Below are 22,012 nucleotides of genomic sequence, written 5' to 3' on the forward strand. Positions count from 1 at the left end.
AAGTATCTATTGCATGAACGTAACAGCAGAGCCGTCATGGATGACACAAGTTATTGAGCACAGCCGTTCATCACTTGGTCAAACAAGACTTCACCACTGCCTCGGCGGCGATACAGAGCGGCTGGGCGTTGATTACCGGTGCGACTGTTGCCGGTTTCTTCCAGTAGGTTTGCTCTAGAAATGCGGCGCCGAAAAGCGGCACGATTTAACGGCACATCAAGAATAACTTCAAACGCTTGTTGCAGCTCACTTAAGGTAAACTCCTCACCAAGCAAATACACTGGCAATGTGCTGTAACGACTTTTCATTTTCAGCCGCTCAACAGCGTGGGTTACCAATTGGCGATGGTCGAATGCAATTTCTCCTTCACCTTGTAGCAAAGGCGCTACATCAAGCCAGTGCCACCCCTCCTGGGCTAGCATTTGCTCATCTTTAAATAGGCAAAAATACACCACACTGGCAGACCAACCGCGAGGATCGCGTTCACTCCCACCCACTGTAATCACCTGCTCTGAGAACGCAGGCGTCGGCAGTTTGTAGTCAATGAAAATACGCAGCAGTGCATCAGCAAGGCAGCGATCATGGGCTTTATTGACCTGGGTCGAAGGTAGGGCGAGATCATGTTGAAACGGAGCACATGGACGTCGATAAAATAACACCTGTAACTTGGCTTGATGCAATCGAAAACTAACAGCATCCACTGTGGTCATCATATCGACGCTAACTCCTCTGAGGACTGGGTTCTTCTTTATTATCTAAAAGATATTATCTTTTAGATACAAAGTATATTAAGCTTATACTAAATTCAAGATCAAAGGGTGGTATCGAAGGATGATTGCCAGTTTAGATGTGGATGCACAAAAGGGCTTTACTCCACTTTGTCCAGAGGAGCTTCCGGTACCGGAAGGCGCAGATATTGCCAAAGAGCTAAATGCCCAAGCAAAGCTCGTCGATCTTCGAATTGGTAGCAAAGATGCTCATAGTGCAAAGGCAGTATGGGCTGTCAACAATATCGACGAAGCCTTCCAGCCATTACCGTACGATAACGCTGATCTCACTTGGCCTGTTCACTGTGTCCCTGGCACCTTAGGCTTTGAACTCATTGACGGTTTACCGGCTCCAACAGATTACGATTTCTTTGTATGGAAAGGTGTTGAACCCGATTTACACCCTTATGGCGCTTGCTTTCATGATATTGAAGAGCAAATGAGCACAGGCCTCATTGAGTTTCTCCGTGCCCATGATGTCACTCAAATCGTGGTTGGTGGATTGGCCACTGATTTTTGCGTCAAAACCACGGTAATCCAATTATGCAACGCCGGTTTACAAGTCTTTGTGAACCTCGCGGCGTGCAGAGGTATCGACCCGCATGGTGTAACCACCGCAATCGAGCTAATGCAGCAACACGGCGCAATTATGATTGAAGACCATCGGCAGCTCGTTCATCTTAGCCAGCAAGCGCGCTGAAGTGGGAAAACAGAATTAACCTATGAATACCATTACGCCAATTATCAATAGTTTGGCCGATACTGATGCTTATAAATTGCATATGCAACAAGCCGTGTATCATCAATATCCAGATGCTCAGGTCGTGGCGGAGTTTCGCTGCCGTGATGGTGAAGACCTTCGCCCATACCAAGGTGAAATTGAAGCCCATATTCATGCACTGGGTGATCTTAGATTTACTGAAAAAGAACTCAACTTCTTAGCCGGATTTAGCCATTTCAGCAGCGACTATTTAGACTTTTTAAAGGACTTTCGTCTGCAACCCGATATGGTGGAGTTCAGCATTATTGACGGCAGGCTCAATATACATATTCGTGGTCGTTGGCTCGATGTGATTTTGTGGGAGATCCCAATACTGGCTATTGTCAGTGAAGTTCGCAATCGCAACCGCTTTTCCACGATTGATATCAGTCAGGCATTACCTGCTTTAGAGAAGAAAGTTGAGCTTGTTAAACACTTCGCCAAACAAAACGATATGGCGCAGTTTAGCTTTATCGATTTTGGCACACGGCGACGCTTTTCTTACCAAGTTCAAGATTTTGTCATTGCATATTTTAAGCAACATTTGCCAGAACACTTTGTAGGGACCAGCAATTATCACTTCGCTCAAAAGTATAATTTGTCACCGGTTGGCACCCAAGCCCATGAATGGTTCCAAGCCCACCAACAACTTGGCGGACCATTAGAACAAAGCCAAACCGCTGCATTAGAGTCATGGTATAGCGAATATAAAGGTGCGCTAGGCATTGCACTAACAGATTGTATTACTATGGATGCATTTCTACGTGATTTTGACTTTGAGCTTGCTGAGCGCTTTCAAGGTTTACGCCACGATTCAGGTGACCCTTTCATCTGGGGAGAAAAAGCCATCGCCCATTACTTGGCATTAGGAATTAACCCACAGCAAAAGCAACTGGTTTTTTCAGACGGTTTAAACCTTAGTAAAGCCATTGAGTTGCATCAACATTTCCGCGGACGGATCCAGACTAGCTTTGGCATTGGAACCAATTTAACGTGTGATATTCCAGCCGTGAAACCAATGAATATTGTTTTAAAACTGATTGAATGTAACGGCAAACCCGTCGCTAAGATTTCCGATACCAAAGGCAAATCGATGACAGTAGACAGCCAATATATTGCGCAACTGCGCCAAGCCTTTCAATTAGAAAGCTACGCCAGTTAATCCCAAAAACACCTTGTATACCCGTGCAAGTCAGTCATGCTGGCTTGCAAAAGTTCGCTCGATACCAGAAAATCGCCCCACCAGACTATCACCCCGTAACCTTGTAGGACTGCCCAATGACGCATGCCGAGTTGAGAAACCAATTCCCAATATTGAATCAACAGGTCGACGGCCACGCGCTTTGCTATTTAGATACGGCAGCAACGAGCCAAAAACCGCTCGTAGTTACAGAGGCAATGCGTCAGTTTTACCTACAAACCAATGCCAATGTTCATCGTGCAGCGCACCGCTTATCCACTGAAGCTACTGAACAATATGAGTCTGTTCGATCCCAGCTCATGCACTGGTTAAATGCCTCGCGCCTAGAAGAGATTATTTTTACCCATGGCACAACTGAAGCGATTAACATGGTCGCACACGGGCTAACCGAACACATAAATCCTAACGATCTCATCCTCGTTGATGGCAGTGCACATCACGCCAATATTGTTCCATGGCAACAACTTGCGAAGCGAACAGGTGCAACCGTAACCGCGATTCCACTCACGACAGATTGCAGATTAGATCGCGACGCTTTTCGCCAGTTATTAGCCGAGAAGCCCGTGCTTGTTGCTTTAAGCCATGTTTCAAATGCACTCGGAATCGTAAACCCTGTCGTCGAACTGACTGCAGAGGCGAAAGCTGCAGGAGCTCTAACACTCATTGACGGCGCGCAAGCTGTGGCGCATTTGAACGTCGATGTGCAATCTATCGATTGTGATTTCTACGTGTTCTCAGGTCACAAAATGTATGGCCCTACAGGCGTTGGCGTCTTATATGGCAAGTATCACCAGCTTGATCGGCTCCAGCCGATGCTAACGGGTGGAGAGATGATCAAAACGGTTAGTTTTTCGAGAACCACCTTTGGCCAGCTCCCCAATCGACTCGAAGCCGGGACGCCAGCTATCGCTGAAGTTATCGGCCTAGGCGCTGCCGTACGGTTTATGCAATCACTGATAACACTAGACATATTTGCTCATGAAGCGACATTACTGCAATATTTACAGCAACAGCTACAAGCCTTGGACGATATTCACCTCTATGGCGCTCACCCTGATAACGTGGGCGTTGTCGCTTTTAATCTTGCAGATGAGCACCATCAAGATGTTGGCATACTCCTTGACCAACAACATGTCGCTATTCGCTGTGGCCATCACTGTGCAATGCCCTTAATGGCTTCACTTGATATCCCAGGTTGCTGTCGAGCATCGATTGGCGTGTACACCACCAAACAAGATATTGATCGCTTTATTGAGGCGCTCCACTCAGTGAAAGAGCTTCTAGAATAGTGCGATGTTACAATCGACGCTCACCCGTTTTTGATTTAAATGAATAGATAATATGAATAGCGCCCCACCACAAACAAAGCTCAATGATTCAGACTTCCAAGAGTTTTTGCAGTTACAGCAGCACCAAGCTGAGTCGATTGCACAAGCAACAAACTGGCAAGATAAATATCGACAACTGATGCAACTCAGCAAACAAATGACCAAGTTTGCGCCATCACTTCAGCATGATGACGCCTTGGTGCAAGGCTGCGAAAGTAAAGCCTGGGTCTATCATCGAAAGTTAGGTAACAAACATTATTTTATTGCCGATAGCGAAGCACGCATCGTGAAAGGCCTCATCGCACTTCTTTTACTTGCTTGCCAAGGAAAGACAACTGAGGAATTACAACGATTTGATGCTCGAGACCATTTCCATTACCTAGGTCTTGAAGGCCAATTGAGCCCTTCAAGAGCAAACGGTCTATATGCTTTGGTGAACACAATACAAGCCGCTGCAGCTTGCTAACTTCAACTCTTCGTTTTATCGATAGTACTAAAACCAGTGATCTGCGATCCAACTTGCTCAGATGGACGAGATAATCCTAGCACTGACGGCGCTTGCAATGACGAGCGTGCGCTTGCTTTTGATTTCGTCTGCGCTTGGCGCTTTTTTCTCCGTTCGGGGTTATTGCACGCCGTATTTCCTGCGCAACATTTTGTCGAATTTTGCGAATGATTACTTTGCTCTGCTTGCCCATGGTCTTCACTACAACAATGATGTGAGTCGCTATCGTGACCGGAACAACCGCCACCACACCCACCTTTCGCCTCATGTTTTAAAGAAGGTCGCCCTTGGCTTTGCTCCACCAGATGACGATGGGACTGCTGGCATAACAACAATTGCTTCTCTAGCGTTAAGCTCGTTGATCCTTTGCTCACACAAATACCACGATCCAGCAATTTACCCAGCATGCGCTGACCAATATGATGAACAATGACGGTCTGGGCTCCCTGCTCCACAATAAGTGATAACATTGCTTTTTTATCACTGCAGCTTCCTCCCAACGCAGGGTTTTCAAAGTTCGCGATCTCTTGCATTTCTTCATCAAAAAATACCACCCTCTGCGCTTTGGTAAAATGAGCAGATAGACGACCTCGGCTCATGGGCATGGCAATAATCATTCTTGGTTCCCCATTATCATTTGGAATAATTCTTAGCGATTGAATAGGCACTTGTTACTATCAACAGTAAATAGCATATGCCACCTAATTATTGGCGTATGCCAACAATAATTACTGTGATCTGGCTTTTGTTTTTGAACTAGCTAGATTAAAAGTTGGTAAGACATTGTGAAATTAGTGATGAATTATCATGACTATTACGATCCAAATGAGGCGATAAATCGCATTGAGAACGCTGATAAAGGGAGCACCTTGAATACTCTTAACCATAGCGATAATGAGAGAAAATTCAGCCTAGAGGCACAGACACTTACAGTCCGGTGAAAGCTCCTTCCCACATCAATCGCAGTCTTCTGTGACAACTAATGCGGGGAGTTTCATCGATTATATCTGTGGACGGCGTTGTAACTTGGCGTAAACGGTATCGGATTCTAGCAATTGCTCATGGGTGCCAGACACGCGAATTTTTCCGTCGGCCATCAAGTGGATCACGTCCATATTCGCCATTGCGAGCAAACGATGACTTATCATGAGCAACGTTTTTCCTTGAGCAAAATTTAGTAACAGTGACATCACTTCACGCTCAGTTTGTTTATCAAGCCCTTCTGTTGGCTCATCTAACAATAATATCGGTGCGTCTCTCAGTAGAGCCCGAGCGACGCCAATACGCCGCTGCTCCCCGCCAGACAAAGAACGACCACCTTCTCCAACAAGCTGATCTAGTGGCTTTTCAGCATCCAACAAATTATCCAATCCAACCTGTTGCAGCACCAGCATTAGTTGCAAATCATCCACCGCTTTACCCGGGGGCAACGCCATTTTTAAATTATTCCGTAAGCTGCCACTAAAGATATAAACTCTTTGACTCACGACCGTCATCATTTGGCGTAACTGCGGCTCTGTATAATCCGCCACATTGTGTCCGCCAATACTGAGCTGCCCTTGCTGAGCTTGCCACTGACGGCTCATTAACGACAACACACTGGACTTGCCACAGCCTGTTTCTCCAAGAAGCGCTACATGCTGACCAGAACCAATCCTTAAATCAAAATGCTTGAGAACAGGACGATGCGGCACATAAGAAAACGCTACATTGGCGAGTTCAATACTTGCATCTTGAGCGAGATTTTGCTCGGAATCAGGGAAGCATATATGTGGTCGCTGCTCTACAATTTCATTGACACGTTCAGCCGCTTGAATACAAGAAGATAGGTGCGAAAAAGCACCAGCAACAGGCATCATCATTTCAATACTCGCCATGGTGGCAAAAACAACCAAAGCCAGCAGCGGGCCAGGCTGAGTGTGCTCACCGACACCAGCAGATGCAAGATACAAAATAAGCGCAACTGCAAAGCCATTGATCAACAGTAATGCAGCTTGGCTTAAACCTGCAATTTTTGCCATTGCGCGTTGAGATTGCAGCATTGATAGCTCAGATTGACGAAGTTTCTCTCGATATAGAGGTACAGCATTGAACAAGCTGAGTTCTGCAAGGCCTTGAATCATTTCAAGCAGCATGACTCGATAATGGCGCTTTGCTTCCACCTGTTGACGCCCAGGCTGTAAACCTAAGCGATAAAAGATCACCGGTAAGCCTAGCCAGGCAAGCAGTAGCAAACCACAAAGTGAAATCGCTAAAACTGGGTCAAACCAAGCAATAAACAGATAGAGCCCGACAAGCATCACCCCAGATACCAACATGGGGGTTATCAGTCGCAAATACAGATGGTCCAAAGTATCGATGTCTGCAACCAACCGATTCAAAATATCTGCTTGACGCATTTGCTGCAAATTACCGGCGCTTAACGGCAAGATACGGCGCCAACTCCAGCGCCTTAAATCAGTGAGCAACCGAAAAGTTGCCTCATGAGTAGCCAGCCTTTCGCCGTAACGGCTTGCCGTTCTGGCAATCGACAGAAAACGAACTCCACCGGCAGGGGTGAAAAAATTAAATGCCTGCGCTGTTGCAACACTTAAACCTGCAACAGCACTTGCTGACAAAAACCAACCCGACAGTGACAATAAACCAATACCCGCCGCGAGCGTGATGAAAGAAAGTATCAGGCCAAGCAGCATCATGAACCACTGCTTTTTAAACAACTTCAAAAATGGCAGCAAAGACTTCATTGTTTGCCCTCCTGCAATTCTAATTCGGTCGTACCGAGATCAATCGCAAGCCCCTGTTCATGCCCGCTTAGCATTGATTTGAATAACCCCTCCTTAGCACTCAATTGTTCAAAATGCCCCTGCTGTACCAGTTTGCCGTTCGCGAGCACCCAAATTTCATCCATAGCAGCGAGCTGATCGAGTCGATGCGTAATCATCAAGCAAGACTTATCTATCGTTGCTTCAGAAATGGCCGACATCACAGCCACTTCGCTTACGCTATCTAGACTGGCACTTGGCTCATCAAGTAGATACCACTGGGCGTCTTGCATCATGGCTCGAGCAAGCGCAATCCTTTGCGCCTGACCAACGGAGAGTCCCGCGGCTTGATCTTGGATTTCATAATCCAAGCCTTGCTCCAGTGAGTCGATAAAGTCGCCAATTTGCGCTTTCTCTAGCACTGATTTGAGGTGTTTATCGGAATAATCTTGACCGGCAAGCTGCAAATTATCTCGCAACGTGCCATGGAACAACTGAGGATTTTGCCCCAACCAAGCAATTTGCGAACGCCATACTTGCAGATCGCACTGTGATAATGACTGTCGTCGTCCTGACTCATCAACAATAGCGAGCGAACCTTCATAGGGTAAAAAGCCCAATAAAGCGCTCATTAAACTGGTTTTACCGGCGCCACTTGGGCCAACAAGCCCAACTTTTTGTGTGCTTTGCAGTTTAAAGCTTAGGGGACCCACAAGCGGCTGACCATCAAAACTCATCACGGTTAAATCCGTGGCTTCGATTGCGACTATTTTTTTGTCAATTTTGCCAATTTGGTTTGAAATTTTTGGGGACACATTGGCACCAGCGCTCACAGCAGTATTCGTTTGTGCCAGCGGCTTAGCCAACGCGGGAGCATTTGACGAATGTTCAACGCTGGGCTGGTAGTTTAACAAAGACATCAATTCTTCAGCAGCACCAACCGCTTGCGCTTTCGCATGATAATGAGTACCCATATCTCGCAGAGGCTGATAAAACTCAGGCGCAAGTATCAGTATGAATAACCCAGTGAATAAGCTAACAGATTCACCATAGTGACCAAAATCAAGATGACCTAAATAGGTAAAACCAAAATATACCGCAAGCACTGCGATTGATACTGCAGCAAAAAACTCCAACACCGCCGAGCTCAAGAAAGCCATGCGCAAAACGGTCATGGTACGCTCCCGAAATTCATCAGAAGCACGAGTAATAGCTTTTAGCTCCGTCTCACCTTGCGAAAAAAGCTGAATTTGATTCAGACCTTTCAGCCTGTCCATGAAGTGGCCGCTTAACCGCGCCAATGCCGCGAAGTTTTTGCGATTAGCATCCGCAGCCCCCATGCCAACAAGAACCATAAACAACGGGATCAATGGTGCAGTCAGCAGAAGGACTAAGCCACCAGCCCAATTGATTGGAAATACAACCACCAGAATCACCAAAGGAATCATTCCGGCAAGCGTTACTTGAGGTAAATAGCGACTATAGTAATCGTGTAGATCTTCAACTTGTTCCAATACAATGCTCGCCCAAGCACCAGCAGGCTTGCCTTGTATAAACGCAGGCCCAAGGTCGACTAATTTTTGTTGGACAGCTTCTCGAATCGTCGACCGGAGTTGACTGCCAGCTTCAAAGCTTGTGATTTCACGCGCATAACTCAATGCTGCTCGGACAAAAATCAACCCGACAAGAATCGTAAAGTGCATTAGAAAATGATCACGGGCTAACTGTTCAATGATGACTCCTTGCAATATCGTTGCAATCAACCATGCTTGAATAATCAGCGCCACACCGCTTAAAAAACCAAATATCACTGCAAGAGAAAGATAACGTCCACACGCACCTTTTTGCCGCTTGAGCCAAGCCATTAAAATTTTTTCTTGGGACTTATCCATGAGACTCCAATGAATGCCGACACAAGCCTGTTTGTTTGAAAGCATGTGTAGTGAGAGGCAGCAGACTAACAATCATAACTAAATCATTCATTAATTTTGAAGCGCTTGCTCTAAAAAGAGAATAAAAATCAGTTTGAGACTCAAGGGCAAAGCTGTCGAATCAAATGCGACTTCAAGGTAATTCAGGCGAAGAACATAGAATAAACAAACTGCGAGATAGAACTAGCAATGGTAAGCAAAAGCTAATGCCCGTAACGAACCAATACATGCCATAGCAACTTCAGCTGCTGTATGACTTCGGCACGCGTTCCATACGCCTGCCAAAGATGAAAGTTCACATTAACCTGCTTCACAGCTTCACCAATCTGGCGAGCATCCAGAGTTCCTTGTGGTGCCACTTGCTTTGCTATTGTGGGCATTAGCGGCCCTCTAAAATTGTCGGGCACATCTGACACCGCAAGGCTTAACTCTGGTTGCCACAACAAAACCACTTCATATTCATCGCAAAGAGCTTGCATAGCCGCATGAACGTCTGTTTGTTGAAAACATGGGTCAGCAACTAAATAGTCAACATCATGCTGTAGCGAAACCCGACCATGTACCTGCGCCTCAATGTAGTGATCTAAGTTTTTCGAAGCAGTTTGAGCGAAGCGAGCTTGCGGCGACTGGGATAATTGTGTCAGCAAGTGTGCGACCAATGTTGAAGGCGGACAGTCACAAATCCCAAGCGCATAATGCCTTTCAAAACTTTCGCTCATCAATGCTGCAAGAACATCATCAAAGAACTCGAGGGTACCTTTTTCTGGTGGATTTCGATAAGAATCTAAATAAGTAAAAGTGGCCCGCTGCTGTACCTCTGGCGATGTGAGTAGGTAGCAACTACCAAATCGAGGGGCTGGGCCATTCGGGTGTAAGTTGAGATCCAAGGCGCCATACTTAGGTCGCCCCTCTACACCATGATAGGCGTCTGCAAACAAACCATTTTCCCAATGATCCCGCGGACCGCCCAAGACTGGTGACAGCAAACCGTTTGAAATTTGCGTTTCAAACTGGCTTCGGTATTCACCATCACTGAGCAGACCTTGAATCACGGTTAAACCGCGCTTATCCAGCCGATCGGGGTGGAAATGTAGTGCCACACGACCTTGTTTTCGGATGCGACGGATCAGTTCATTGAAATGTTTCGGCGCAAGATGGGACATCGCCAAGATATTTCTAATCATGGCACGAGCACGTTCCTGTTTGTCGCGGCTTAAGCTAGCGATATGCTTCACTGCTTTCATCAAACGCTACTCCCTTTCGACGATACGTGGTCTACCTGCACTTCTTAGTGTGAAATCAAACCCCAACCAATCAACCGAGGATCCCATAGGTTAAATTTACCACACCTGAACAGAAGACATATAAATCCTTTTCGTGAAAAGTGTAAACAAAACATGTATCAAAAGGTGGCAGGCCTGACATGACCCGTTTTTCAAGCGTTGCCAATGCCTGAACCGCAACCACTAACCGATAAAACAAAACCGACTGCTATCAGCAGTCGGTTTTAATCGATAATCATGGCATTTAAATTTGAGGGTTCATAACGAACATTCTCAGTGCTTCAGCTCATTTTTTAAAAGAATAAGGCAAACTATTGCATTTCCCATGCGCGATAACTGCGACCTTTAAGCTTTCCTTTAACAATTTTATTAAGTGCTTTTCTCGCGACATGACGCTCTACAGCGACATAGGATCTAAAATCCGTTACTTTAATTTTGCCGATTTGATTGCCATCGATGCCGCGCTCCCCAGTTAACGCACCCACAATATCGCCTGGACGGATTTTTTGCTTTTTACCCGCATCAATTTGAATGGTCATCATCTTTGGCTCTAACGGACGCTGCTCCAACAACCCGTCAGACGGCAAACCCGTGGCGGTAATCTCATAACCAAGCTCATCTTCAAGTAAGATCATTTTCGGGGTATCTTGCTCATTAAAAAATGTATGCGCCACTCCCTGACTCCCTGCTCGCCCAGTTCGACCAATGCGATGAATATGAACTTCACTATCGTAAGCCACATGATAGTTAAATACTGCGTCTATCGCTTCGATATCCAGCCCACGCGCAGCGACATCAGTCGCCACCATCACTGAAACGCTTTTGTTGGCAAATTGCAGCAATGCTTGGTCTCTATCTCGCTGCTCCAGATCGCCATGTAATGCAATGACACTAAAGCCTTCATTAGCGAGTTTTGCAGCGACATCTTTGGTTTCCCGCTTGGTATTACAAAATACAACCGAACTCTCGGGCTTACCTTGTAACAGCAACAACCGCAACGCGGACAAACGGTCATTGTTGTTATTGGTGTGGTAAAAATGCTGCACAATGCTTGAACTGTCATGGGTTGACTCGACCTTGACCATTTTAGGCTTCACCATGATCCGGTTAGCGATCGCTTCAATCTGCTTCGGATAAGTGGCGCTAAATAGCAATGTCTGACGCAGACTTGGCACATGCTCAATCACTGCATCAAGCGCATCCTGAAACCCCATTTCCAGCATTCGGTCTGCTTCATCGAGAACAAAAGTGTCCACCTCGGAAAGATCTAAGCGACCACGGTCTAAGTGATCCATGATACGCCCTGGCGTGCCGACAATAATATGCGCGCCATGTTCAAGTGAGCCAATTTGCGGACCCATTGGCACGCCGCCACATAGTGTCAATACCTTTATATTGTGAATACCGCGCGCTAAGGTTCTGATCTCTTTTGCAACTTGATCCGCAAGCTCTCGAGTTGGGCAGAGCACCAAAGATTGAATACGAAAGCGTTTCACATTTAACTTGTTGAGAATACCTAATCCAAAAGCCGCTGTTTTACCTGAGCCCGTTTTCCCTTGGCCAATAACATCCTTACTTTGCAGAATCGTGGGGAGACTCTGCGCTTGAATTGGCGTCATCTGCTTAAAGCCCATCGTCACAAGATTTGTAAGCAACTCAGGCTTTAATGGAAGTTGAGTAAAAGGTTGTGCTTTGTCAGCCAAATTGGGATTCACGGGGTTGTCCTATTTTCAAATAAAAGCCCCAAAATTCGAGGGGCATATGCAGGTCGAGATCATAGCAGTATTTCATCATGAAAGCTGAGGCAATTTGCGCTCAAGACAAGCAAAATCCAGAAGCAGAAACGTGAAAGGGCATCACAAGAAAAGTCAGCCCGCTAATTCTTGAACTCTTTGAGGTTGTTGGAGCTGCCGATATTCTTGAGCTTATCAACAAAGTAGTGCCAAGGTTTCGGCTTACAAATAAAGTAGCCTTGAATAAAGTCAGATTGCCAGTCTTGCACCATTTTCAATTGTTGCGGGGTTTCAATGCCTTCGCAAACTACGGTCATTGATAACTGGTGCGCCAATATAATCATTGACTCAGCAATCAACTCATAGCGTTGATTATCCTGCGTTTGGTCGATGAAACTCTTATCAATTTTAAGAATATCCAAAGAAAACTCGAGCAAGTAACTCAGTGCGGAGTGTCCAGTACCAAAATCATCAACTGCCAACTTAAAGCCATACTCGCGTAACTTGGCAAACTGTATTTTCGATAATTCGGCATTCTGCATCGCCGCGGTTTCGGTAATTTCAAAGACGATCGATTCTGCAGCAATACCATGCCTTTCAACAATATGAATTAAATTGTTGACCAAATTATCTTCTCGCAGCTGCACGGGAGATAGGTTGACTGCAACCCGAATGCTGGCCTCAAGGTTTGACTCTGCGAGATAGCGACACACTCGCTCAACGACCCAATAACCGAGGGCCACAATATCCCCACTTTTTTCAGCGATGTGAATAAACTTATCAGGCCCGACGAGCCCGTATGCGGGATGCTGCCATCGCAATAAGGCTTCAAAATAGTAATATCGGCCATGGGCGGCATCATCCGCAGCAACAATGGGCTGGAAATAAAGCTCAAACTCTTCGTTTGAAATAGCTTGGCTCAAACTACGCATCAAATCGATTTTGAGCTTGAGTTCGTCATCCATACCGGCTTCATAACCTAGAAAATTAATTTGACGATTTTTTCGTGCCTGGAACAGTGCGATTTCAGCAAGCTTCAACAGTAAATCAGCCGCCTGCTCTTTTGGATTTTGCTGCGTCACTTGCTCACGGGAATAGTTTACGTAACCCGCTAAAATATTAAAGTTTGCTCGGTAATCTGTAACGACGATATCGACGGCAAAGCGATCAACCACCTGCTGCAATAACATATTGACTTCAGCCACATGGGTATCCGACAAAAAAAAGGCAAATTTGCTTCCACCAAGGTAAGAGATAGTTTCATTGGTCACCACCTCTCTAATTTTATCAATCGCAGCTTTAATAAAGCGTTGCTGCACTGAGTCATCAAACAAGCCGCAGAAGTAATTGAAATTGTCGATCGACAGGATCACGACAAAAATAGCTTTGGATTTTACCTCAATGGCTTGACGCAGAATTCTTAAAAAGCCGCGCTGATTGGGCAGCCCTGTCGGTGTATCCATATAAATTGCGGGGATAACAACTTGCTTTTCACCTTCGCTTTTGAGCCTATCCCCTACAGCTGCTGCACTACCTAAATTTCGATACACCTGCGCTAGAAAGTCATCAGAGATCTCTTTTTCAACACAATAAGAAATAATGGAAGTGACATGACTGAGATAACACATATCACAATGGCTATAATTTAGGTCGGCCCCGGTTGCGTATATCACGCCACCTTTATTATGGACAAAGTGCTCAAAATAAGAGCTTTTCTGTGTCAACAATTGATCAAGCACTGAATTGTCAAAGTTTGACGTCGGGAATGTACACAATATTTCTTTTGGCATGTTGAGTAATTCGTCAATACCGTAAGACTGGTTGGAATCAACCTGAACCCATTCCGCCCCAACTTGTAACTGATACCCTTTAATGAAGTGTAGATATTCCCATTGATTGTGATTCAGCGATCGCACCAAAATACAATTTTCTAAATCAACAGAGAAACGAATCGTACGGTAGATATTCTCTAGATCTGCATACAGCGATTTATAGCTACCAATAACCTTGCTCAAACGAAGTAAACTTTCAGCTCTCAAAGAAGACTTGATGACCTGATTGGCAGAGTCTGAGTCAATTTCTACATTTTGAAAAAGCTCATCGAACCCAGGTTTGGCCGAGCTAATCGGGCTTTTCCTCACATTACATTGGAATGCCTTTGTCGCATCAATAAACTTCGCCATTTAGCTACTCTTGATTAATCACGGTGATGAAACGTTCATCAACTGGCAATCCCAAGCCATCGGCAATGTTGACCATATACAGCGCACACGAAACCATTCCCAAAACCTCAACGGTTTCACTTTGCGATAACCCCAATGCCTGCATATCTTTGTACGCAGAATCTGGATCAACAAAATGTGGTTCCGTGGCAAGATCGGCAAATTTAAGCACGGCGCCTAAAATAGGCGGCTCCGCGCTTTCAATATCATCAAAAAGAGCTTTTACATGCCCCTCTGAAAAACCATGATGAATGGCAAGGGCATGATGTGCGATATAGCAATATTGACAACGACGTTTATACGCCACAAATGAAAACAAAAGCTCCTTGACCATCCGAGGTAAATTCCCGGCGCACAGGTTCTGCTTCACCATTTGCCATGAGGATAGAGCGAGCGGTTCATTGACTAACGCCATACATCGGAAAATATTTGGTACGAAACCTAGACCCAGCTTTTCACACACCTCAGTATGCAACTGTGGATATTGCTGCTCAAATTCAACTGGGGGCATGATGGCGAATAAGCTCATATTTCACTCCTACTATTCTAGGTAATTATAGTCGGGTTAGAGAAAAGACAAGCTTTTGTATCTTCGATTAAAACAACAAAATAATTGTGGTTATCATCTTCCGGTTCACCTTCACCAATTGTCTAAGTCGCTTTAGGGCTTAAAGACCCCAATGACAGCACCACTTGCTTTCTCTGCCACAGGAGCTTCAGGTTGCTGCTCTTGGTAGTCACAATCCATGCAGGTCACGGTCTCAATATTGTTTTCTTTAAAGAGTTGAATCGTATCAACCGCGCCGCATTTCGGACACTTTGCTCCAGCGACAAATCTTTTTTTTACTTTTGCCATTTTAAATACACGATATCCATTTCAAATAGTCCCGCTATTTTGCCATAGTTTAGGTAATTCTGTTTGATTTTCATTAACAGCAAGGGCCGACTAGGCTATCATTCTGCCCCTAACTTTCCGACAGACTTTTAGTCAGTAGTAATCGATGATTAGTATCACATCCGCTCAACTTATCCGTGGCAGCAAAACTTTGCTGGATGAGGCAAATTTAACCGTCTACCCAGGCCACAAAGTCGGTCTAGTTGGAGCCAATGGCACCGGAAAGTCATCATTACTTGCTTTGATTCTTGGACAGCTATCACTGGATAAAGGAGATTTCAGCTTACCCAGTGGCTGGCAAATTGCGACGGTTGCGCAGGAAACACCGGCATTAGATACACCAGCTCTTGAGTATGTACTGGATGGCGACACAGAGTTTCGCCAACTCGAAGCAAAATTAGCCATTGCACAGGCCGAAGATGATGGGAATGCGATTGCCACATTACATGGCCTAATTGATGCGATTGGCGGTTACGCAATTCGCGCTCGTGCGGGAACCTTGTTGGCAGGACTGGGCTTTAGTGAGAAAGAACAAAGCCAAGCCGTCAAGACATTTTCCGGAGGCTGGCGTATGCGCCTTAACCTGGCACAAGCACTTTTATGTCGTTCCGATTTGTTACTCTTGGATGAACCCACGAACCACTTAGATCTCGACACCATGTACTGGTTAGAAGGTTGGATCAAAGCCTATCAAGGCACATTGATTCTGATTAGTCACGATCGCGACTTTATTGACGGAATTGTGGATGAAATCGTTCATGTAGAGCATCAACAATTAAATTATTACAAAGGCAATTACAGCGCCTTCGAACGGGTCCGAGCAGAACGCATGGCCCAACAACAAGTTGCCTATGAACGCCAGAAAAAAGAACGCGCTCATATGCAGTCATTTGTTGACCGATTCCGCTATAAAGCGACCAAAGCCAAGCAAGCTCAAAGCCGCTTGAAAGCCCTCGAGCGGATGACGGAACTACTCCCCTCCAAGGCCGATAATCCATTTCAAATGGCATTTAAAAAGCCAGAAGCGCTGCCAAACCCATTGGTCACGATGGAGAAAGTGGCAGTTGGTTATGACGACAAAGCCATCTTAGAACAAGTTCATCTCAACCTAGTACCCGGTGCCCGAATAGGCTTACTTGGGCGCAATGGCGCGGGTAAGTCAACACTCATAAAATTATTGGCAAAGCAACTCGAGCCGATGCACGGGCTATATCAACCCAACCCAGGGCTGAATATTGGTTACTTTGCCCAGCATCAAATTGAATTTTTACGATTAGACGATACGCCTTTACAGCACCTCACTCGGCTAGCTCCCAATCATAAAGAGCAAGAGCTCAGAGACTTTTTGGGCGGATTTGGGTTCAACGGCGATATGGCACTCTCAGCAGTTGCTCCTTTCTCAGGTGGAGAGAAAGCGCGTCTCGTTCTAGCACTACTAGTGTGGCAACGACCCAATTTACTGTTACTTGATGAACCAACCAACCATCTTGACTTAGAGATGCGCCACGCGTTAACCATGGCATTGCAAGACTTTGAAGGAGCGATGGTCATTGTATCGCACGACCGTCATTTGCTCCGTCTGAGCTGCAGTGATTATTACTTAGTCGACCAAGGTCAAGTAAAAGGCTTTAACGGCGATTTGGATGATTATCATCAATGGTTGCTTGATGCAGCAAAGCAAGCCGCTAAGCCTGCTGAAGATACAACTGAGTCAACCAAACCTCAGGTGGATCGCAAGCAACAAAAACGCTTAGAAGCCGAACTTAGAGTGAAGCTATCACCGTTAAAGAAAAAGCAAGTTAAGTTCGAAAAAGAGCAAGATAAAATCAATCAACAGCTCGAGAGCATTGAGCAACAGCTTGCAGATACAAGCTTGTACGATGCAGAAAACAAAGCGACACTAACACAGGTTCTTTCTGAGCGAACTCAACTCACCCGCGCACTTGAAGACAGTGAAATGGCGTGGCTTGAATTACAAGAACAAATTGAAGCCATAGAGCAACAATAGAAATTGGCCACCACGGATACACTATAGTCTTCAGTGGTCGCAGCGGAACGATAGCCTTCAGCGTAACTCGAATAAAAAAGTAGAAAGGTAGCAATGGAGCAAAAGGTGGCCAAGCAACTGACTCTCGCCCCAGATCTATGGCAGCAATGTGAGCAACTCTATCGGAACAACCCTGCTTGCTTTATTGCCATGCAGGATCAATTTGGCGTTAACGTGAATCTGTTCTTACTGGCCGTTTATTTGGATGGTGACGACCACAGACAATCGGAAGCAAATCCTATCTCGCTTTCGTCAGAGCAATGGCAAGAACTTTCCCTCGCGGTCACTCCTTGGGATACAAGCATGCTAATCCCCTACAGAACAATTCGTCGCACAGGGAAATCACAATTAACAGCCGAACAATATCAGCAGATGCTCGAAGTAGAACTCATGCTAGAGCGCAAAAGTCAGCAGCTAATTTCAAACGCAATGCGCACTTTTACGCTGCCGATTCAACATCAACAGCAAGCAACGGCAACGACTGACTCTAACGTGAAACAATATTTACAACTCCTCATTCAACCCGAGCCAGCTTTTAAGTTTTGGCAACAGAACTTAACCACATTTGATTAAGCCGTCGTCAGTGAACTGATTCAAGATTTGTTCACGCCAGCACCGTTATTAAACGCAGAAACTATGAAGCGTTTTAGTTTCCTAATTGTTCGGCCAATAAGGTCGCGTTTCGAGCCGTCATGCCATAAATCGTCAGCTGTGGATTGGCACCTAAGCTTGTGGGGAATACCGAACCATCCATTACCGATAGATTTTCTATATAATGGGATCGGCCTTGACTCGATACGAGTCCTTTGTTGACATCTTCACTCATCGGACAGCCTCCCATGACGTGAGCCGAAGCGACGACGGTTTTGAGTGGGGCTAAATCCATTTGTGGAATTTCTGTTTTCGCTTGTTGCCAAGATTTCAGGTACGGCATCCCCTCATGGATAGGCAGAACTCGCTTTGCTCCAGCAGCAAATTGCAACTCAGCCATGCTCATATAGGCGCGGCGCGCGGCATCCCAAAAGCTCGGCGTCAACGGATAATTCAACGCACTTCCATTGTCTGTCAACTGCACTTGACCTCCGAGGCTTTCAGGGCTAAACCCATCACGGATCAACGCAATCGTCACTTGCAGCTGATTAAAATCTGACATCAATTGCGCATGAGATTGTCCATACCCCATAGTTTTAGAGGCAATTAACATTGGGTGGATTGGTGGCACTTCAAGTTTATAACCTAATTGCTGCGGATTATCAGGCCAGACAAATTGATCGCTATAGATAGATTGTGGCGCACCACTATGACCATAGATAGGGTCCTTAAAGATTGCGCCGGATAACACAGAAGGATGTAAAAAAGTTCGCTTTCCCAGCAACTGATGCGGATCGGGCAGTTTGGAACGCATCATCAAACTGGGGGTATGAATGGCACCCGCCGCAAGAATAAAATGTTTTGCCTTAAAAGTGAGCTCAATTCCTGTTTTAGATTGGCTTTCATCAAGAGCCACCGCTTTGATAGCTTGGACTTGCTCATGTTGGTATTCGACTTTAAATGCTTTCGCCTGACTAACTAAAGTTGCTCCACCTGCAAGAGCTTCGGGAATCGTCGTCACCAACATGGATTGTTTAGCATTCACGGGGCACCCCATGCCACAATAGCCTAGGTTCCAGCACCCACTTACATTGCGCTTTATGACCGTATAATCCCAACCAAGTGCACTACAGCCTTGACGTAAAGCCAAGTTATTGCGATTGGGTTCATATTGCCATTCATGGATGTTAAGCCGCTGTTCCATTTTTTCAAACCAAGGCAACATCTCGTCTGCCGACAGCCCTCGCACATCATGCTCACTTGCCCAATAATCTAACGTTGGCTCAGGTGTTCTAATTGATGTCGTCCAATTAATCGTTGTCGAACCACCCACAGCTCGCCCTTGGAAAATACTAATGGCTTTGTCTTGGGTTTTCATTGCCGCTGCTTGCTGGTAAAGCTCGGGGTAGGCTTTTCGCTCTTCCATGACAAAATCTTTCGATGACTTCAACGCCCCAGCCTCAACCATGATGACACTATGCCCGGCCTGGGTTAACACCTCCGCCGCGACTCCGCCACCAGCACCAGTCCCAACAATAACCACATCAGCCTCAAAAGCTTGATGTTGTTTCAGTTGGCTCGCATCGATATGCTGCCACCCCGCTTTTAGCCCTTCCTGAACAGGATCTTTAATCGCCACTGGTTAGTTCCTTGGATTGCCGAGTTTTACAAGCGCTCTAATTGATAAATAGAAAAGCTAGATAAGGTTGAGTGAAGCGATGACCCCATTAGCATGTGAATATGAGCCGCTTCCGCTAAGTTTCCAAAAAGTTTGGCTTTGCATAATTCAACCCACCCCAATGCTCAGGACAACTGTAATAGCTCGCCATAATTAACTCACGTAATCCTTGGTAGGCAATCATCATCAGTTCAGTGAAATGAAAGCGCCAGCTTTCAAGCATATTAATCAGCTGAGCATGCGTACGTAGCATTAAAGGCGTCATACTCCCAGTTAAAAACAGCAGTCCGAGTCGACTTTCTAATAACCCTAACAACTCTTGCAATTCTGCAGCTTGATGTACAGGTAGTACTTTAATGCTATCTTGAATCGCAACTAAAGTGCGCTGAATACTCTCTTCCCGTAAATTTGGCACTTTGGGTAATGCGCCAGCAAGAAACACAGGAATAAGTACACTAAAAATCATGTGATGATTTTGGTGACTATCTTCGAACGGCAAATCATCCGATAAATACAGGTTCGTACCCAAAGCTAATGCCGCGGTACCGGTAAAAGTCGAAATTAAAAATGTACGCCGTTTCATCTTTTATTCCCTGAGTCTCATCTTATGAACATGTGCCATCTTCTTGCGTGTGGTAACTGAGCTTAGAGCAAAAACTTAGCTTAATGTGAAACGAAGCGATTACCAATCAAAAATTGAAAAACACAGATTCATAAACACTTTTGCAGCCAGAAACAAGCGGATAATAAAGTCTAACATGGCTCTAAGGTTCAAAAAGCTAACGAAATTGGCTAGGCAGTTGCTTTGATCGAATCCATGATACATTACGTATTTGGCAATGAGTAAATTGAGCAGTAAAAAACCGGCGTTACAAGGCTCATTCAGTTTGCACAAAAAAATCACACTGATAAAAGTTATCCAAAATTAAAGCCCTGTTAAACGGCGGCATGTGCAACGTCATCCGTTTGATTTATTCATTTATACATCAGGTGTGATTCGCTCTTCCCACAACTTAATTGGCTAGGAAACACTAGATTTGAAGCAAGTGACACAACATCATTTTAAAGCACCCTGGTGGGCAAAAAGCCCCCATGTGCAGACGATTTTACCCGTCATGACTAAGGTTACCATGCCCACATTGGAACGGCAGCGTTTGGAGCTTAGCGATGGTGATTTTATTGATTTAGATTGGCTGAGAAAGCCTACCGAAAATCAATCCATTGTGTTAATGCTCCACGGGTTAGAGGGCAGCGCAAAATCGCACTATATTCGACGCATGTTGCAAACTTGCAAGCAACACCATCAAGCTGCTGTTGTGCACCATCATCGAAGCTGCTCTGGAGAAGCGAACCGACTTGCCCGTAGCTACCACAGTGGCGATACTCAAGATTTACAACACACCCTCATCACACTAAAACGTCAATTCCCTAGCTCTCCAATACTCGTGGTGGGTTATAGCTTGGGAGGCAATGTGCTCACGAAATATTTAGGAGAGAAGCAATCTGAAGCATTAATCGAACGGGCAGTTGTCATCTCTGCACCATTACGGTTAGATGCGTGTGCAGAAAAACTCGAAAAAGGGTTTTCCAAAGTCTATCAAAAACACTTAATCAATCAGCTTCAATACAAAACCAGAGAAAAAGTCAGTCACCCACGACTCGGCCAGCACATGCCAGTTACTGCAAAGCAAGTTACGCAATTAAACTCATTCTATAAATTTGACCATCAAGTCACAGCACCGTTAAATGGCTTTACCGGAGTTGATGATTACTACCAACGCGCAAGCGGCTTGCCTTACTTATCACAAATATGCGTTCCGACTTTGGTCATGCATGCTAGAGATGACCCATTTATGACCGACGCTGTCATTCCTACGGCGACACAGATAAGTGACACCGTAGAATATGAACTTCACCATCAAGGTGGTCATGTCGGCTTTATTGATGGCGGCACACCGCTTAAACCGCGATATTATTTAGAACGCAGAATTTATAACTTTTTAACCGGAGAAAGCCCATGTTAGTACCCTATGAATCTTTAAAGGCTCTCCCCCAATCAACGGTAGACAATTTAATTAAAGAATATTTATTCTCTCAAATGGAAGACGGCAGCTTTGATGCCACGAATTCACAATCGCTAGAGACAGCTATCGCGCAATGCCATCGGGCACTCCAAGCGGGCGAGCTACAAGTCGAGTATAGTGAAGACGATGAATCAATCGCCATTCGACAACGAAACGATCTCAATATTTCCCCCCAATAATTGACCTCGTGGATGCATCTCCGTATAAATGGAATTGCGTAACAGT

The 22,012-nt window shown here is 45.4% G+C and carries 19 protein-coding genes; 8 read left to right on the forward strand and 11 right to left on the reverse strand.

What is annotated here, in order from left to right; all coding sequences use genetic code 11:
- Positions 1 to 50: 50 nt before the first annotated feature.
- Complete coding sequence (locus IEY18_RS07775; protein ID WP_229779786.1) at positions 51 to 713, reverse strand: NUDIX hydrolase; 663 nt, start codon at positions 711 to 713, stop codon at positions 51 to 53.
- 118 nt (positions 714 to 831) lie between these two features.
- Here IEY18_RS07775 and IEY18_RS07780 point away from each other — a divergent pair, with 118 nt between their 5' ends.
- The 4 genes from IEY18_RS07780 to IEY18_RS07795 all read left to right on the forward strand — a co-directional run bounded on the left by IEY18_RS07780 (position 832) and on the right by IEY18_RS07795 (position 4,522).
- Positions 832 to 1,467, forward strand: coding sequence for a nicotinamidase (locus tag IEY18_RS07780; RefSeq protein WP_188919502.1), 636 nt, complete (start codon positions 832 to 834; stop codon positions 1,465 to 1,467).
- Positions 1,468 to 1,489: 22 nt separating this feature from the next.
- Positions 1,490 to 2,689, forward strand: a complete 1,200-nt coding sequence (gene pncB / locus IEY18_RS07785; protein WP_188919504.1) for a nicotinate phosphoribosyltransferase — start codon at positions 1,490 to 1,492, stop codon at positions 2,687 to 2,689.
- A 116-nt stretch (positions 2,690 to 2,805) separates the two neighbouring features.
- Entirely contained in the window at positions 2,806 to 4,017 is a 1,212-nt protein-coding gene (locus tag IEY18_RS07790) for a cysteine desulfurase (protein WP_188919506.1), read from the forward strand.
- 52 nt (positions 4,018 to 4,069) lie between these two features.
- Positions 4,070 to 4,522, forward strand: coding sequence for a SufE family protein (locus IEY18_RS07795; protein WP_188919508.1), 453 nt, complete (start codon positions 4,070 to 4,072; stop codon positions 4,520 to 4,522).
- Between the two features lie 2 nt (positions 4,523 to 4,524).
- Here IEY18_RS07795 and IEY18_RS07800 read toward each other — a convergent pair whose 3' ends face one another.
- From IEY18_RS07800 to IEY18_RS07835, 8 genes are all read right to left on the reverse strand, one after another.
- Positions 4,525 to 5,178: a NifB/NifX family molybdenum-iron cluster-binding protein gene (locus IEY18_RS07800; RefSeq protein WP_188919510.1), complete on the reverse strand. Its 654-nt coding sequence runs from the start codon at positions 5,176 to 5,178 to the stop codon at positions 4,525 to 4,527.
- 384 nt (positions 5,179 to 5,562) lie between these two features.
- Positions 5,563 to 7,305 carry a heme ABC transporter ATP-binding protein/permease CydC gene (gene cydC, locus IEY18_RS07805; protein WP_188919511.1) on the reverse strand — a complete coding sequence of 581 codons (1,743 nt, stop codon included), beginning with the start codon at positions 7,303 to 7,305 and terminating at the stop codon, positions 5,563 to 5,565.
- Positions 7,302 to 9,215, reverse strand: a complete 1,914-nt coding sequence (gene cydD / locus IEY18_RS07810; protein ID WP_188919512.1) for a heme ABC transporter permease/ATP-binding protein CydD — start codon at positions 9,213 to 9,215, stop codon at positions 7,302 to 7,304. Before cydD ends, cydC begins: the two co-directional genes overlap by 4 nt.
- A 242-nt stretch (positions 9,216 to 9,457) precedes the next feature.
- A complete protein-coding gene (locus tag IEY18_RS07815) occupies positions 9,458 to 10,498 on the reverse strand; it encodes a DUF3626 domain-containing protein (protein WP_188919514.1) in 1,041 nt (346 codons plus the stop codon).
- Positions 10,499 to 10,848: 350 nt separating this feature from the next.
- Positions 10,849 to 12,252, reverse strand: coding sequence for an ATP-dependent RNA helicase DbpA (gene dbpA, locus IEY18_RS07820; protein ID WP_188919515.1), 1,404 nt, complete (start codon positions 12,250 to 12,252; stop codon positions 10,849 to 10,851).
- Between the two features lie 161 nt (positions 12,253 to 12,413).
- Entirely contained in the window at positions 12,414 to 14,453 is a 2,040-nt protein-coding gene (locus IEY18_RS07825; protein ID WP_188919516.1) for a putative bifunctional diguanylate cyclase/phosphodiesterase, read from the reverse strand.
- A 4-nt stretch (positions 14,454 to 14,457) separates the two neighbouring features.
- Positions 14,458 to 15,021, reverse strand: coding sequence for a carboxymuconolactone decarboxylase family protein (locus IEY18_RS07830; RefSeq protein WP_188919517.1), 564 nt, complete (start codon positions 15,019 to 15,021; stop codon positions 14,458 to 14,460).
- A gap of 132 nt (positions 15,022 to 15,153) precedes the next feature.
- Complete coding sequence (locus tag IEY18_RS07835; protein ID WP_188919518.1) at positions 15,154 to 15,348, reverse strand: YheV family putative zinc ribbon protein; 195 nt, start codon at positions 15,346 to 15,348, stop codon at positions 15,154 to 15,156.
- 145 nt (positions 15,349 to 15,493) lie between these two features.
- Here IEY18_RS07835 and IEY18_RS07840 point away from each other — a divergent pair, with 145 nt between their 5' ends.
- Both IEY18_RS07840 and IEY18_RS07845 read left to right on the forward strand, forming a co-directional pair.
- Complete coding sequence (locus tag IEY18_RS07840) at positions 15,494 to 17,395, forward strand: ABC transporter ATP-binding protein (protein WP_188919519.1); 1,902 nt, start codon at positions 15,494 to 15,496, stop codon at positions 17,393 to 17,395.
- 105 nt (positions 17,396 to 17,500) lie between these two features.
- On the forward strand, positions 17,501 to 18,007 hold the full coding sequence (locus IEY18_RS07845) for a DUF2390 domain-containing protein (RefSeq protein ID WP_188919520.1): 507 nt from the start codon (positions 17,501 to 17,503) through the stop codon (positions 18,005 to 18,007).
- 73 nt (positions 18,008 to 18,080) lie between these two features.
- Here IEY18_RS07845 and IEY18_RS07850 read toward each other — a convergent pair whose 3' ends face one another.
- Positions 18,081 to 19,664, reverse strand: coding sequence for a GMC family oxidoreductase (locus IEY18_RS07850; protein ID WP_188919522.1), 1,584 nt, complete (start codon positions 19,662 to 19,664; stop codon positions 18,081 to 18,083).
- 115 nt (positions 19,665 to 19,779) lie between these two features.
- Positions 19,780 to 20,286: a TAT leader-containing periplasmic protein gene (locus IEY18_RS07855; RefSeq protein ID WP_188919523.1), complete on the reverse strand. Its 507-nt coding sequence runs from the start codon at positions 20,284 to 20,286 to the stop codon at positions 19,780 to 19,782.
- Positions 20,287 to 20,749: 463 nt separating this feature from the next.
- Between IEY18_RS07855 and IEY18_RS07860 the strand changes: the two genes are divergently transcribed.
- Together IEY18_RS07860 and IEY18_RS07865 are read left to right on the forward strand one after the other, a co-directional pair.
- Positions 20,750 to 21,727, forward strand: coding sequence for a hydrolase (locus tag IEY18_RS07860; RefSeq protein WP_188920024.1), 978 nt, complete (start codon positions 20,750 to 20,752; stop codon positions 21,725 to 21,727).
- Positions 21,721 to 21,966, forward strand: coding sequence for a YheU family protein (locus IEY18_RS07865; protein WP_188919524.1), 246 nt, complete (start codon positions 21,721 to 21,723; stop codon positions 21,964 to 21,966). The genes IEY18_RS07860 and IEY18_RS07865 overlap by 7 nt, the downstream gene beginning before the upstream one ends.
- Positions 21,967 to 22,012: the final 46 nt, after the last annotated feature.

This window comes from Shewanella gelidii (genome assembly GCF_014647855.1).
Taxonomy (GTDB): domain Bacteria; phylum Pseudomonadota; class Gammaproteobacteria; order Enterobacterales; family Shewanellaceae; genus Shewanella; species Shewanella gelidii.